Annotated in this window: 11 protein-coding genes; 1 reads left to right on the forward strand and 10 read right to left on the reverse strand. The window is 36.7% G+C overall.

All coding sequences use genetic code 11. The annotated features are described in order from the left end of the window. Positions 1-203: 203 nt before the first annotated feature. From CC92_RS0115100 to CC92_RS0115135, 8 genes are read right to left on the reverse strand one after another with little or no spacing between them, the layout of a single operon-like run. Positions 204-1178: a carbohydrate ABC transporter permease gene (locus CC92_RS0115100; protein ID WP_029505133.1), complete on the reverse strand. Its 975-nt coding sequence runs from the start codon at positions 1176-1178 to the stop codon at positions 204-206. After that, a complete protein-coding gene (locus CC92_RS0115105; RefSeq protein WP_051650935.1) occupies positions 1165-2247 on the reverse strand; it encodes a carbohydrate ABC transporter permease in 1083 nt (360 codons plus the stop codon). Before CC92_RS0115105 ends, CC92_RS0115100 begins: the two co-directional genes overlap by 14 nt. Further along, positions 2244-4517 (reverse strand): DUF5696 domain-containing protein, encoded by a 2274-nt coding sequence (locus tag CC92_RS0115110; RefSeq protein WP_051650936.1) that lies wholly within the window; start codon positions 4515-4517, stop codon positions 2244-2246. Before CC92_RS0115110 ends, CC92_RS0115105 begins: the two co-directional genes overlap by 4 nt. Further along, positions 4507-6558: a YIP1 family protein gene (locus CC92_RS0115115; protein WP_029505136.1), complete on the reverse strand. Its 2052-nt coding sequence runs from the start codon at positions 6556-6558 to the stop codon at positions 4507-4509. The genes CC92_RS0115110 and CC92_RS0115115 overlap by 11 nt, the downstream gene beginning before the upstream one ends. 17 nt (positions 6559-6575) lie before the next feature. Continuing rightward, positions 6576-7445, reverse strand: coding sequence for a carbohydrate ABC transporter permease (locus CC92_RS0115120; protein ID WP_029505137.1), 870 nt, complete (start codon positions 7443-7445; stop codon positions 6576-6578). Positions 7446-7465: 20 nt separating this feature from the next. Beyond that, entirely contained in the window at positions 7466-8371 is a 906-nt protein-coding gene (locus CC92_RS0115125) for a carbohydrate ABC transporter permease (protein ID WP_029505138.1), read from the reverse strand. 14 nt (positions 8372-8385) lie between these two features. After that, on the reverse strand, positions 8386-11340 hold the full coding sequence (locus CC92_RS0115130; protein ID WP_051650937.1) for an extracellular solute-binding protein: 2955 nt from the start codon (positions 11338-11340) through the stop codon (positions 8386-8388). 32 nt (positions 11341-11372) lie between these two features. Beyond that, complete coding sequence (locus tag CC92_RS0115135; protein WP_029505140.1) at positions 11373-12884, reverse strand: alpha-L-arabinofuranosidase C-terminal domain-containing protein; 1512 nt, start codon at positions 12882-12884, stop codon at positions 11373-11375. A 464-nt stretch (positions 12885-13348) separates the two neighbouring features. Here CC92_RS0115135 and CC92_RS0115140 point away from each other — a divergent pair, with 464 nt between their 5' ends. After that, positions 13349-14290, forward strand: coding sequence for an ArsR/SmtB family transcription factor (locus CC92_RS0115140; RefSeq protein ID WP_029505141.1), 942 nt, complete (start codon positions 13349-13351; stop codon positions 14288-14290). A 281-nt stretch (positions 14291-14571) separates the two neighbouring features. Here the strand turns inward: CC92_RS0115140 and CC92_RS0115145 are convergent, their stop codons facing one another. Then, positions 14572-16236, reverse strand: coding sequence for a glycoside hydrolase family 43 protein (locus tag CC92_RS0115145; protein WP_197035805.1), 1665 nt, complete (start codon positions 16234-16236; stop codon positions 14572-14574). A gap of 112 nt (positions 16237-16348) precedes the next feature. After that, positions 16349-16582 (reverse strand): hypothetical protein, encoded by a 234-nt coding sequence (locus CC92_RS0115150; RefSeq protein ID WP_029505143.1) that lies wholly within the window; start codon positions 16580-16582, stop codon positions 16349-16351. Positions 16583-16669 lie beyond the last annotated feature (87 nt).

Raw genomic sequence — 16669 nt, forward strand, 5'->3', positions numbered from 1 at the left:
CTTACCTCCTCTTTTTATTTACTTTTCAAACCTCATAACTTTCTAATAATAGGATTACTTACCTCTTACCCTTTTTACTTCTTCTTTTCACCAATACTTTAAACTTATTTACTTTTACTGATCAACTACTTCAAAACCTTAAATACTCATATTTATTAAAATTACAATTCTAATAAATCCTTCGTCAAATCACACAAGCTAGATTACTCACCAGTAATACCAGTTCGATCGATACTTTCCACAAAGCTTCTTTGCATGATAAAATACATAATAAGCACTGGTAGAATACTAAGTAAGGTTGCAGCCATACGAATTGATTCGTTATTGCTTGTAGCTACACCTTCTACGGTTTGCATGGTATTATAATTCACATCAAACTGCTTTAGTTTAATAATGAGTGTAGATAACGTTCCTTTTATGTAAACACCGCTTACATAAAGCTGTGTCAAATAGGACTCATTCCAATACCAAACTAACGAGAACAAAAACACTGTAATGTAAGCCGGTTTTGCGGATGGTACCGATATTCGTAAGAACGAGCGGAAGAATCCTGCACCATCAATATGCGCTGCCTCTATTAGAACCTTTGGTACCAGTTTAAAAAACTGATAAAAAATTAAAATGAATATCTGTGCATTTAAGCCCTGACCAAGGAGCGCAGGGATGAGAAAGGATTGAAGCTTTCCAACCAGCTTTAAATTATTAAATAATACATAGGTTGGCATCATCGTTATCTGTGGCGGTAAGATAAAGGAAAAAATCAAGATCCCTAACATCAGTTTCTTTCCTTTAAACTCGAATCTAGCAAAACCATAACCGACAAAAGAACACACGATAACATTAAGTAGGGTTGGAATTCCTGCTACGATAACACTCTGCAAAAAAGTTTTCAGATAATCCATACTTCGTGCAGCTTTCAGATAATTACCGAAGTTTAGTTTGGATGGAATCCAGCTAATAGAGGTATCTAGTAAATCCTCTAGGGACATAAAACTCTTACTAATCATATAGAGAAGTGGATAAAGATAAACAAAACCAATGCAGATTAGTAGAGAATAGAGAAATAGCTGATTTAACAGTCCCTTCTTCTCTTTCGTACCCAGTAGTAGTTTACGGAGTTTATCTTTGTTAACACGAGGCCGTTTATTTTCAATGGAGATGATATTATGCTTTTTCATGTTCTTCTCCTCCATTCTTACCTAAGGTCATTGAATTCTTTCTGATTGTGTGCCAAGCCACATTTCCTTTTGATTTACTAAGCGAAGAAACAGATTTTTCTTTTCGCCTGTTTCTTCTTCTGATACGGCGTAAGGTTCTATTTTGTTTTCTTAATTCCTTCTTTCTTCTCTTCACCTGCTTGTCATAAGCATCTTTTCTTGTCAGTAAGAGAACTGCAACAATTGCTACGATTATTGTCTGTACGATTGCATACATCCACGCCATTGCAGAGGCATATCCATAGCCTTTGTTACCAGCAAACATTGCATTTTGAATAATGTTTATAATGTTGTTCTGCTCATTGTTCGATAGGAAGATAACCGTATAGACAGCATTCAATAAGATCATAGGTTTTATGGTTGGTAAGGTAATCTTCCAAAAGCACTCCCATCCAGAGCCTCCATCAATTTTTGCAGCTTCATAAAGCGAACTATCAATTTTCTGTAGTGCAGATAAAAAGATTAAAATCTGTACTCCCGAATACCACAAAATCATTATCATATTAGAGAACACATCAGAAAATCCAGAAGCAATGTAGTACGGTAAGAATCCTTCCAACGCACTTCTTATCGCTGCAACATTCATCGATGGTATGGTCGCTGCTCCTTGGGAGGAGAGCATATTCATAACTGGACCGCTAACAATAATAACTGGTAGAAAAAAAATCAATCGAAATAACCCTTTACATCTAATTTTTTGATTGAGAAACATCGCAATTAATAAAGCGAATACGACTATAATTGGTACAGATAATATCGTCTCCCAAAAATATCCCCCCAGTGCCAATGGATATTCCGCATCCTCCAACCATATCTGAGTAAAGTTTTCAAATGCTACAAAATCAATTTTCATTCCCTTTGGAGTAATTTTGATATCCGCCAAGGAATATTGGAAGGATTGGATTAACGGAACGATAAGGAATAACACCGCTCCAATAATCCAAGGTAAAACGAAGATATATCCCATACGCGCTTCTCTTTTTGCTAACTTTCCAAGTTTTACTTTCTTTACTTTTTGCGCTTTCCTCATTTTGCCTCACCTACCTTATAAGACATTGCTGGAATGGTTTCTCCCTCTGCAATTACTTCCTGCTGTGAATAGTTAACGTATATCTTAACTCCATTATCATAAGTTACAATTGTAACCCCATTGTCAAGTCTTTCATGACCAATGATACTACTGTCCTTCGTGTATTCATTTACCTGACTTAATTCTTTGGAATAGCTAATAATCTCTTCTTTATAAATATCATATTGGGAACTATAGATATCACTTGAATTCGTGTAAAGTAAGTAGGACGAATCTTTTTTTGTTATATAGAAGGAAGGATAGATTCCCATCTCAACAAGCTTTAAGAAAAATTCCTTCTTATTCGCTTCAAAGTTAATGTAATCAGAATACATTGGCATCACACCTTTTAAAGCAATCGATAAAAAAGGTATCTCTTCATCGATAAAGATATAACTTGAAGTTCCAGTTGGCATTGTTAAGAACGCATTGGTTTGATTCCATAGATAGGAAAATGGTTGTTCTAGGTATAAATCAACGGAACCCTCTAACTCGCAAAGAGTCTGTAAGTAAGAATCCATCGTATCCTTTCTAGAAAAGGTATGCCCACTATAGCTATAGGAATAAATAGTATTCGTAACTCCTGATAATGCCATACCAGAAATGCCTTCTTCTTTAAAATCATCTCCTAACTCACGAAGCAAGGAGTAACTGCGCTTCGGAATCTGATACATGAACTGAGGATAAACCTCCATATAGGTTTCTTCCTTAAATACTCGCTTATCTACACGCTTTATCACGTTAAAAGTCGCATTATTTTCGCCTGGGTTAATCCTTAAGGCGTCATGATACAAATAGAGTTCAATATCGCTATCTTTCATGTCTTTCACGAGTTTTTTAAGCTTTCTTGTACCCCCAAGTGAACTTTCTACCTTTAACTCTGTAACCGGCAGATCAAAAATTCCTCCAGACTGCCACCCCTTATAGAACGATAAGATATTCGTAACTCCAGCATCCTTTAATTCCGTTAAGATTTGCCTTATATCATCCACGGTAGTCATACTGATTGTTGATTTTATAAATAGTCCATCCTCCTTATCAGCTCCTAGAAAATCAACTCTGGTTCGATATGTATTATCTTTCTTTGTAAGTTTTTTCTCGTCTAAGAGATAGTTTCGATATCTAACTGCTAACCCTGTATAATTCGCATTTTCCTCACTCACAAGACAATACGAAACTCTAATATCACTATGAGTTCTCTCTGTCTCTACCTGGGTAATAGAACCCGAATTACTTTGACTCGTTGGCTGTACATAAATTTTACGCTTTAAAAACTTTGTATAGATTCGGTTATAATCTACGGTTGCACCATTGGGATACGCCTCAATACTAGCGCGTTCCTCCCCAGATTCTACTATCCCTAAGTAACCGAATCGATCTTTTGTATGAACCATACCAAACACTGGTGCCAGAATATATTCCGAAGGATTAATGGTTTGTAATTCGCCCCAAAGAAGAGACTCTACCGTAGAATCTTTAAAGCCGATATCTTCACCATAGATCATCTGAGAATATCCACCCTTAAATCTGCCTTCTTTATTATCCAGATAAATTAATGCTCCATTACCATCTGGGATAAACATATATCCTTCCTTCTCATCAAGGTAACTATAGCCCAGAAACGGATAAACACTGATTGTTCCAATAGAGTATTTTGAATTACTCTCTGTGATCATAGAATCTGGTATCTCAACGACCAATTGATCCTCTAGCAAAGATACTACAATCTGCAGAGAAATCTCATATTGAGGGAACTCAAGCTCTGCACGAAAACCATTCGCATGGTAGCTTACCATAACCTTTGGTGTACTATTCACCATATCTGCCTGTACGGTATCATTGAGACCATCAATAATAGTTAGTACAAGACCAGATTTCATAAATCCCTTCCACTGTTTATTATTCTTACCTAAATCCTCTGAAACTGTTGATTCTAAGATAGCTCCAGTCTCTTTATCACGAAGTAGTATTGACAGCGTTGGTTCATAAAGATAAAGTTCATAGCGTTCACTCTCTGCTATCTTCTTATGATCCAGTATCATCTCATCATATGTAATAACAGGTGACATTGTATCCACAGCCTCAGGAAATCTTCTCGTATTCTCATCACTCAGTGTTACCGTAATTGATTGTTTTGAGGAGAAGGATTTTATGACAAGAAACACTGCAACTATCATTAGGAAACCACCGAATACAGAAAGGCTTATCATTTTCTTTTTCTTAGAAGCCAAGTCGATACACCACCTCTCCGCTAATTGCTATGATAAAGTCGAATACCTGGGAACCTAATACATATAGAATAAAGGCAACTAGTGCAGCAATTAAAGCAGCGAAGAAGGTTAAGAATATTACCTTTCCTGTTTCCTTTACCGAGTAATTATTGATTTCCTTAATTGCCAAGAACAATAGTATTACAATCCAGACTTGTTCAAATAACACAGCAAACTCTACTATAAATGCTTCATTATAAGTAACCACTTGACTTAATAAAAAGATAAACGGTTGTAATATCAAGTATGGTGTTAATGCATAGGTAAAACTACAGTAGATTTGTTTTAATGTTCCTTCCCCATCGTTAATGGTGCAAATCAAATAATTGCTTGCAGTGAACAATAAAAATAACACAACGACATACAAAATATCGGAACCGAGCGCATAGCGACCTTCGCGAACATTTTTTAATAGGAAACCACAAAAGTACTTATTAATAATTCGAAATAAGATAAACAAAGCAAGCAAAATATTTGCACATAAGAGTGAGGCTTTTCCTTCTCTTCGTACACCATAACAACCATCAATCGGATGTTTCATAAAATAAATGGAATACTTTAATTGACCGAGTAGCTCTTTTCTAGATAACCTTACCTTAATTCTTCGAATTCCATCAAAGCAACCTTTTTTCTTATCAAGTAGCTTAAGTCCTTTCCATAATAAAACAAGAAGAACGATGATGATAAGAGAAGGAATTAAGTTATCTCTAAGCCATATATTACGTGTCTCCCATAGAGCGTCGGAATAGGTGGAATGATCTTTGGCAAGTCTTGCATAATGTAACGCCATGCTGTAATTTTCTTCTTGTAGATAAGCACGACCCATTGCTTTATTCGCATAATCAAACAAACTATTCATCTTAAGAATTTCTTCGAGTGGCTCCTTACTCTCGGTATATCTTCCCTTGGAATAAAGGTATAATGCTTTATGTATTAAATCAGTAAACTCTGTTGGTGCAAATACTTGAATTTGACTTAGATCAGAATCTAAGATGTATATCTTATCGGAAGCATCCACACCAATCGCTTCTACTTTCTTACATAAGCCAATTCGCTGCCTGCCATCATCACTACCGCCAAATACATAGAGTAGCTCTCCATCCTCATTGAACTCATAGACATATCCAAGGGAGGAAACCATGAAGATATTTTCATAATTACCCGTGGTTACCGCAGCCGGATATTCCTCGTAAGCATCTGCACTAATTAGATTCTTTCCAGCGATATTTAACTTTTTTAAAGTATCGTAATATTCCCCTCTTGTAACGGTGTAAAGCAACCCCTTGGTATCAATCGCAAGATTATCTGGAGTCGATGGAATGTTGCTAACCTGTTTTGCGCGCTGTGCATCGGTCATAAACACTCGCAAAATAATCTGTGTGAGAGAACTCTTAGTAAAATTTGTTCCAAAGTATCCTAGGAAGGTACCGCCGTCCGCAGGCGAAATCTCGACTAAACCATTTGTATTCGCTTCACAGACAATAAACATAATTCCTTTGTTGGTTACAGCGAGCTTTAAAGGTTTAAAATCAACACCGTCTCCATAAAGCGGATGATCGGGCCTTTGATAACGTGCAAGGATGGTACTATCCTCGTTTAACACAAATACCGTTTTAGCATCTCGGTCTGCTACATAGATTTTCTTATCTTTGGTAACAAACACACCACAAGGATAGATAAACTCTTCACTTGTAATTACCTTCTTTAAATTACCAGATAAGTCCGATACAACAATACGTCTGTTACCGGTATCTGCAATATAAAGGAAACCGTCCTCACTGATTACCATATCTCTTGGTTCTGATAATGCTTCCTCACCTACTTTAGTTATGGTAAGATGCGGCATATATGCCGTTTGCGTCTCTGTCATATAACCATAGCCATCAATCGTATAAGTCTTATACGGTGCATCCGCACTGACAGCCGTATCACCAGTCAAGGCAAGTGAAAGGATCACGAAGAGGAGAAGCATTGCTTGCATTCTTTTGAATCTGCTTTTCATGTTCTGTCCTCCCTCGACTATTTGATACCAGAATGTGCCATGGTATTCATTACACTGTTTTGCAGGATGATAAATAATACTAAGCTAGGTAGGAACATAATTAAGGAAGCTGCTGCCTGCATTCCTTGACCTGCCACTGTATTTTGGGTCGTAGTTAAAGTGTTCATATAGAAGGTTAACGTCTTAAGCCCCTCACTGCTGACATAATAATTCGAGGTTTCCATATTCGTCCAAACCTGTTGAAACACTAAGATTGCAGCAGTAGCGATAGCTGGCTTTATTAACGGAAGTACAATTTTTCGATATACCTTCCACTCACTGGCACCATCAATATAAGCTGCCTCAATCAAAGAATCCGGTACCTGATCAATAAACTGTTTTACTAAAAACAATGCTACTGGCAATGGAATTAGTGGCAAAATATGTGCAAAAAATGTATCTGTTATTCCAAGGACATTAATCGTCATATATCTTGGAATCATCACCGCCACGGGTACAAACATTAATGCTGCTTGATTAATATTCATCAAAGCAAATTTCCCCTTAAACTTTAACTTAGACAAGGCAAATCCAGCTGCAGTAGATAATATAATCGAGGAAAATACAACCGTAATCGTAACTATGGAACTATTAAAAACATAACGACTCAATGGAATCCCTGCTGTCCTTGATGCTTTAAATAGCTTCGTAAAATTATCAAACGTCGGTCTTGATACAAAAAACTTTGGCGGATAAGCAAACAATTCATCCATCGGTTTAAATGCATGGTTTATGATATAGAGAATTGGAAGTCCCATAACAAGAACCAGTGGCAAAATAATTAATATAATCTTAATCTGGCTTTTTTCAAATTTTTGTGGATTTATTCGATGTCCTTTATATGCCAAAACGATTCCTCCCTTTCTCCTTAATCTTCAGCAAACATCTTCTTAGATATTGATGAGAAAATCCATACAATACCAAGTAACGCTACGCTAGTTGCAGCTGCATATCCCATCTCATAACGAATAAATCCATAATCTTCGACATGGTTAACAATAAGCTGTGCTGCATAACTAGGAGTCGGATTGCCGGCAAGTTGGGTACTTATCGTACCATTTTGGAATGCACCGACAATAGACATAACCGCAGCAAATAACATCTGTGGTTTCATATTAGGAATTGTAATATAAATCATCTCTTGAAAACGATTCTTTACCCCATCAATGGCTGCTGCCTCATATAATGTCTCATCTGAGTTTAGAATACCAGCTAAGATCGCTAGGAATCCTACACCCATGCTACTCCAAAGTCCGATAAAGATAACAATCGGAAGTAAATATCTGGTATTTACAAGCCAAATAATAGGCTCATTAATTACTCCAAGACTCATTAACCAACTGTTAATATATCCCGTCTGATCTCCGGTAAACATTACTTTCCAAAGTACCGTCATGGCAATACCAGAAGTCAAACTCGGAGAATAAAGAATCAATGCAAAGATCGTTCGTGGTAATTTGCTAAGTTGTGCAAGGGCCCAGGCAAGCAAAAAGGAAAGTATGTATCCACCAGGTCCTACAATAATTGCATATGCAACTGTATTTGGTAAGACATGCTGCATGAAAATCTCATCATTTGTGATTAAGTTGATGTAATTTAGGAATCCTACAAATCCCGGAAACTCGATCGCATTATAATTGGTAAAGGATAACCCGATTGCAATGACTACAGGGATTATGATAAATATTCCAAATAAGAGAAGGTAAGGGAATAGGAATACATATGCTCTTCGGTTACTGTTCTCCCGCCTTCCGATTCTTGATTTTTGCTTCATCGTCTACTCCCCCGTTAATTCGTTTTTCCGATAATCTCGTAAACTTTCTTCATTGTTGGGACTTGATATTCCTTCAGGATGACACCATCTTTAATGTAACCAAACTCTTCTAGCTTTCTTTCTGTCTCGCGGTCAATGACTTTCACTGCATCATCAATTCTACTACGAAGATTTTTACCATTTACGACAACATCGTTAAACGCATTGCTTATCTCACGCTCCATCATATAAGAACCTAGTACTCTTGGTGCTTCCATAATCCAAAGCGATTGTTCTTTGATTATTTCCTTATCCTTAGTATTCCATGGTAGATTCGAGAATGCTTCCAGATTAGCTGAAGTCCATATATACTCATCACCATAGGAGATTTGTAAGGTCTGACCGAATTCTGTCTGCACTTCTGTCGAGGACCACCATTTCATAAATTCCCAAGACATTTCTTCTCTTTCCGAGGTAGAATGAAACATTACGGTACTATCTGCGCCGCCAGCGGTATATCGAAGAATATTACCGTTCTCATCTTCCACACCAGGGACTAATGCGATACTCCAGGCATTTGCAATTTCCGGAGCAGCATTTACTAATAAGTTGTAGACATTGTAATCTGCAATACCGATCGGTAAATCACCGTTTCTAAAATGCTGATAGAAATTAGGGATATCAATCGGACAGTTATATAGTGTAAATAGCTCTGTTAAGGTAGTAAAACCTTTCATAGCTTCTTCGCTGTTTAATGCGTTTTTACCAGCATACTCAGTGTACATAGATGCACCATTTTGGAATAACAATGGGGTCGTTCCATGATAGTTTCTCATGACCAGCATTCCTGCAGTTGGATAGTAGAAGTTAAGTCCACGAATTTGAAGCTCTGGTAACATATCCATAACTTCTTCCATCGTATTCGGTACAGTTAACGAAAGTTTTTCAAACACATCATTTCGATAAAAGAGCACCCAGAAGTTCATGGTCTCAGGAAGTGCATAGATTCCATCTTCTATCGTTAGCGGAAGCAATATCCCCGGTGAAAAGCGCGAAGCAACTTCTTTAAAATCAGAAAACTCTGTTAAGTCTTTAATCGCACCACGAATTCCAAGTTCGAAAGGAATGGCGTAATTAATTCCTGTAGCTATATCCGGTGCATCTCCAGAAGCATTCGCTAATACCAGTTTGTTTTGATCTGGCATAATAGATAAATCCACCTTAATACCGGTAAGAGGGGTGAATTTTTCATCAATCATCTTTTGCATAATCTCAACATACTGTCTTGGTCGGTTCACCCAAACTTGCAGATGGTTAGGATTTACATTACTCACAGAATAAGATTGATTAAAAAACGAGTAACTAAATCGCTTGATACTCTTTGCTGCTTTACTAAAAAACCCATAAGATTTTGGCAACTTGGCATCCTCTTGGTATAGATAGATTCGATCAATTGCCAAACGATTTTTATTCAGGGAATCAATTAAATTAGCAAGTTGAGTATTAATAGAGTTAATACTGGAAGATAACTCTGCAACTCGGTAAATTAGTTCGTCTGGTTCTTTTGCAAGACTTCTTATTTGTTTGGATGCGACTTTAATGGAGGAAAATGCTGCGATTTTACTCACCTCTTCGTTATACCTTAAGCAGCTATCGTGAAGAGCATCCAAGCTATCAGCCCACTGATAAAGCCGTTCTTCCACATCCGGTATATAACGTGTTAGTTTTAGATCACGGTATTTATCCTTGTTGGTTCCGGCAACTTTTGTTACCTCTAATGACAGATCATTGATTTCACTCATAATACAATCCACAGACTCAAGAACATGACGAATATTATCAATATTAATCGTGTAAGCGATGGAATGTGTTCCTTTTGTTAGGTAAACACTGAGTTTCGTATTCTCCTGATCCGTTAATGTTTCTGTCTGAAAGCCATTTCCATAGGAAAGCGGATAAGCTTTAAACGCGGTATTCGGAACTATTCCGTCAATTGCTACATCCACAAAGACTGGAAAATCTGATTTATCCGACTGCCGATAGTTAAGCCCCAGATAATAATAACCTTCGGTCTCTACCTCAAATTCATAGGTTACTTTTTGACCAGCATCTTTAAAGGAATCACTGTCTATGGTATTTAAGATTGTTTCTTTTACGTTGTAAGGGGAGACATCTGCATCAAATTCTGCAACTGCTCGAATTGACGAATCATTACGGTAGGTAAAATCTTCTCCCTGCATAATAATCAGTTCTTTTCCCTTTGCAGGTTCACTCTTTATGTACTGTGGTAACTCACTCCTTGGTTCTAAGTATAAATTACCAAGAAGTAAACTACCTTCGGATACTTCTAGCGATATTTCATTTATTCCCTTTGTAAGTTCAAGTTTTAAGGGTTCGGAATGACGATAACTAGCATCCATAAAATACTTTGTTTCCCACTGTATCAATTTGTTAGGAATTGATACAATCTCTTTCCCATAACGGTCATATGACTTTTCTTCGTCTGAGACCCAGGTTGTTTCAAATACAAGTCTTCTGGATTCATAGTATGGATATTCTCCATTTATCTTCATCGATAATACGATTGGAAGAATCGATTCATCATAGGAAAGATAATCAAATCGAAGCAGATAGGTTGCTGTTTCTGGAACTTCCACTGCTATCGTTGCGGTGTCTCCGATTTTCATATTTAATACTTGATTTTTATAGTTGTAGTTATCTGAGGTAAGTTTCTCGTTATCACTTTCTTGATATGTTTTATCAATTGGAATCTCAATTTCTTCCCCAAGATAATCCGAAGCTGTAAACGTTTTACTGACATTCGTATAGTTATGACTAATCATTTCACTAATATACCGATCAGATGTATAAGTAAATGCCTCCGTAGGAATAGCGTCTTTATTTCCCTTGCTACAACCACTTAGTGTAACCATTGAAATCGTGCATATTGTACCAAGAAACAAAAGAATTGCTTTGTACCGGCGATTCATAGTTAACCTCCTCTAATTGATAGATACGCTTCCTATTGTTCTAGTTCTATCTCAAGATGTACAACACTGCAAGGTGGAATGGTAAGAGTTATTCCTTTCTCTGTCAATTTCACTGCTTCAAACCTTTGTGTTTTCACTTTGTCTGGCTGTGAAAAAGTATTATAGGCATCCATCTCATTTGTTAGAATTGTTCCGTTCACTGCAACTGCTTTCTTTTCTGATATCATACCGTCTACCTGATAAGATTCATCTAAGGATAAGTTGTTTAATGTCAGTTGTAGTTTTCCATCCTTATCAATGGATACAGATTCCGAAAGATTTGGTACCATAAATTTCTCCTCTAATCCAATTTCCTTTGTATCTAAGTAACTATCAATCAAATCACTATCTTGATGTTTTTGGTACATATGGAATACATGATAGGTAGGTGTAAGAAGCATCTTCTCACCTTCTGTTAAAATAACCGATTGTAATACGTTAACAAGCTGCGCAATGTTTGCCATCTTCACTAGGTTACAGTGTTTATTGAATATATTTAAGCTGATACCAGCAACCAAAGCATCTCTCATCGTATTTTGCTGATATAAAAATCCTGGGTTGGTTAAAGGTTCGCAAGCAAACCAGGTTCCCCACTCATCTACAATGAAACCAATCTTTCCGCTTTCATCATATTGACGTAAGATTTCGCCATGTCGCTTAATTAAGGTTTCGATAAAGAGTGCACGGTTTAATGTCTCATACCATCCTTTTTCATCAAATACGGTAGCACTTTGTTTATTCTCCCATCCACCCGGTATGGTATAATAATGAAGAGAGATACCATCCATAAAACCATGTAAGAAGTCTGGAGCATGCCGGTGGGTTGTATGTAACACCTCTCTCATCCATTCGTAATCATCAACGTTTGGTCCGCAAGCAATTTTATAAATTGGTTTTTCCGGATTATAATTACGAACATAGGTCTGATATCTGCGATATAAGTTTCCGTAATATTCTGGAGTCATATTGCCACCACAACCCCAGTTTTCATTGCCAACGGCAAAATAATCTACGGAATAAGGTTCTTTATGCCCATTCTTTGCACGAAGCTCTGCCATTGGAGAAACTCCATCATAGGTTAAATATTCTATCCATTCTGACATTTCTTGAACAGTTCCACTGCCAAGATTACCGTTAATATAAGTCTTGCAGCCAAGCTGTCTGCACAACTCCATAAACTCATCACTGCCAAAACTGTTATCCTCTACAACGCCACCCCAGTGGGTATTAATCAATTTCTTTCTATCTTCCTTTGGTCCTATTCCATCCCTCCAATGATACTCATCAGCAAAGCATCCTCCTGGCCAACGAAGAACTGGTATTTTCATATCTTTTAATGCTTCAACAACATCGTTTCTCATTCCATTCGTATTTGGAATAGGTGAGTCTTTACCAACAAATAAACCTTCATAGATACATCTTCCCAAATGTTCTGAAAAATGCCCATATATTTCAGGGTTAATATGCCCTACGATTCGATTCGGATTCATATAAAGTTTCATGATTAATTCCATCCTTTCTGTTCTTAACTTGTATTAACTCTGGTACCTTTGATCCTATTTCCTATTAAAACTTAAGAAACTCTTATAAAATTTAAATGTTTCACTATGTACTTAACCTATTAATACTTGTTTTTGTTTGTATTTCATTATTTACTGAAATACTTTATTTATTAATTAACTTATATATAACATACTACCATTTTTACCAATCGTCAAGTTGTATCTATCTTGTTTTTTCATCAATTTCACTATATATTTCACTCATAACACTAATATATTGACTTTTTGTATATTCAAACCTATAATAAATTCGAAAGTAAAATTTTAACTTGTATGTTTTTACTTGTATGATAGTTTGATCCCTTTTTTAAATCAGTTACATCAACACCTATTGCATACCAAATCTGCTTGTGGATTCGGTACTAGAATAAAAAAGAAAAAATAGATAGAACGGGAGGTTACCCTCTATGTTATACTTTAAATCTTTAGAGGAAGCAGAAGAAGTCTTTAAAGCTCTTAGTACACCAATGAGACTAAAGATAATGGAAATGATTAATGAAGATGATGAGTTAAGTATGAATGATTTGGCTGAGGCATTGAAATTAACCAATAGTGCAATTTCAATGCATGTTAGCAAATTAGAAAGTGCAGGACTTGTCAAGGTAAAAACGAAGGCTGGAAAACGTGGTAATATGAAAATCATTCAACCAATGCATGACCGGTTAATGATTGACCTTATGCCAGCAAAAGAAGTTCGAAAGTTTTATCAAGATGATATCCGTGTTGGTTATTATACCAATTATAAGATTGCTCCAACTTGTGGGATTTCTACTGGAAACTATATTATTGGTGCTTTGGATGATCCAAGGTACTTTAACTTTCCGGACCGCTTTAACGCAGGTATTCTCTGGTTTGGTAGCGGATTTATTGAATACAACATCCCAAATCATCTGATAGCGGGTCAGACTTTAACTGAGTTACAGATTTCTTTTGAAATCTGCTCTGAGTACCCAGAATACAACGATGATTATCCTTCCGATATTTACTTTTCCATCAATGGGAAACCTCTTGGTATGTGGGTTAGCCCAGGTGATTATGGAGACCGAAAAGGTTACGTTACTCCTCAATGGTGGCCAGAGCTTTTAAATCAGTATGGGTTATTAAAAACACTTATCATTAATTCCGAAGGAACCTATATTGATGGTAGTAATCAGATTTCAGAAGTGACCATAGAAGATCTCGCTATTGATTATACAAGTACAATTACTCTTCGTTTTGAAGTTCCAAAAGAAACTGCGAACTGTGGTGGATTTACACTCTTTGGAGAAGAATTCGGAGATCATAATCAGGCAATCCGCGTCAAAACCTTCTATGTGGAAAATAATGAGCAGGTGAATAAAGAATCTTAATAAAAAGTTATCCTTTATTTATTCTTATAACTATTATCCATGTGAGTAAGTTATCAAAATGATGCATTCTTACGACACATGGATTCTACATTTTTCTTCAGTAATAATCAAACGTAGGTACGATAATATATAACATAAACAAGAAAAAGCACGCTGCGCGCACTTTTCCTTGTCATGAATAAATATCCTCGATGAAGTATGATATTCTCCTCTTGTAGCAATCAAACAAATAACTAGTTTGATTGCTACAAGAGGAGAATTAATTTTTAATTTTCTAAAGCTTATTTTGCCTCATAACCGCTTCCCCATAAGGCAACTCCCTCTTGTGATAATACCGAAAAGGTCATAACATCCTTTTTATTATTTTCATCCCACTGCTTTAAGAAAACACCAAGATAAGAAACCCCATCAATCGTTAAGATACAAGTATTGTCACCCTGTAATTCCCATGTTCCATGATAAGCGCCAACAATTGTTTGGTCATCTTTTAATATGATATTTTCTGATGTCCTTACCTCATTTGAGATATCATGTTGGTGATTAATGATCTTATAGGCACCTACTACTTCGTCTTTCGTATAGGTTCCAATTGTCTCTCCCGTATATCGATATGGTGCAACAACAAACCATCCATCTTCATTCAAAAACATCTGATGTGTTCGAACTTGATGACGCTCTCCGCCACCTTCGAATCTTGTATGAAAAATAAGAAAATACTTTCCGGTTTCTTCCTCATAAATCGTTGAATTATGACCTGGTGAAACATATCCAATATCTTTTTTCGATTCTTCTCCATCAATGGATTGAAATCTCCAATTTCCCATTAATTTAGTACCATACTTTTCTGCTGCGCGATCATCAAAGAAACTTCCACTGGAGCCTCGACATAAAACCATATCATTACCAGCATAATCAAGATACGGACCATCTGGATTTTCCGAGCGGCACACACGAATATTATATCCACCATCCGAAGATAAACCGCCATAGGAAAGAAACATATAGTAGTAATCTGTTTCTTTGGAGTACTCGACAAAAGCTCCTTCAATTCTAAGATGATTTGCACCCAATAGCTTTTTACCATAGCCACTCTCTAATGGAAAACCAGTCGAAGAATTTAGTTCAAGGATATAGATACCACCAGAATAAGAACCATACATCATCCATAAACGACCCTCTTTATCAAAGAAAACACAAGGGTCTACGACATTGGGATATACCCTGGCGTCGTATTTATCCCCATTTTCACTAGGTTCTGAAGTCATTCCAGACTTTAGGATGATCCCTAGATCCTTATACGGTCCCTCAATATTATCTGAAACAGCAACACCAAGAGCAGAAAGTGGGGAACTTCCTTCACAATTACAGTAATACATATAAAACCTACCATCCGCTAATTGTATGACATCGGGTGCCCAAAATGTATTGGTTTTTGCCCAAGTAAATGCTTCCTCCATCTCACTCATTGCATCTGGTATTATCTTATTTGTCTTTGAAACTCCACTGTCTACCATTTCCCAGTTCATTAAATCATTTGATTTTGCTACTGCCAAATGAGAACCAAATATGTAATAGGTATCGTCAACCTTTAGAATCGAAGGGTCGTGCACAGAAGCATTCGTGAAAGTATGTTGTATGCTTGTAACTGCTTTTAATGGCACGCTTGCTATCATGGTTTGAAACAACGTTTCTTCCTCCTTGCTTTTTTCCTCTTCCATGCGCTTCTCTTCTTCCTCCTTACGCTTTTCCTCTTCCTCTTTTGTAAGCAGGGATTCGTCTTCCTTCTTCTCTTCTTTTGTTGGCACCGGTGTCACTGTATCAGTTACGGCTTCCGTCACGTTCGGCTTCGTTGTCGCTAAAGGATCGTCCGGTGCTTTGGTACTACACGCTGTGATTAGTAGTAAAGCAGCACAACATGTAACAACCATAAGACTTTTCTTTCTCATAAATCTTCTCCTCCATTCTCACGTATGTCACATATAATATTATTAAATCTCCATTCTGTCTTATCTTGCGAATTTAGGTGGCAGCACAAATTCGTATGTCTAGATTTTCACGTTACCTTCCTACTTTTTTCTTACGATAAATCCGATATAGAGTTGCTACTATTGAAATAATAAGTGAAATAATAAATATTTGATTGAATGTTATAGAAAACACTGCATGGAAGACAAATGTTACAACGAAAGACAACAACATGCAATAAGCAAAGCATACAAGTAGAAATAATAGATGGAACACTACTTCCTTTATCTCCTCATACTTCTCTGAAAAACCTCTATTATCACGCATTTACACACTCCTTTCCGCACACATTCTTCTGCATATTGTATAGTTTTCCTTCTTTTCTTATAGGCACATTATACCTTTTTCACAATA

It is taken from the genome of Lachnoclostridium phytofermentans (assembly GCF_000733755.1).
GTDB classification, from domain to species: domain Bacteria; phylum Bacillota; class Clostridia; order Lachnospirales; family Lachnospiraceae; genus Lachnoclostridium; species Lachnoclostridium phytofermentans_A.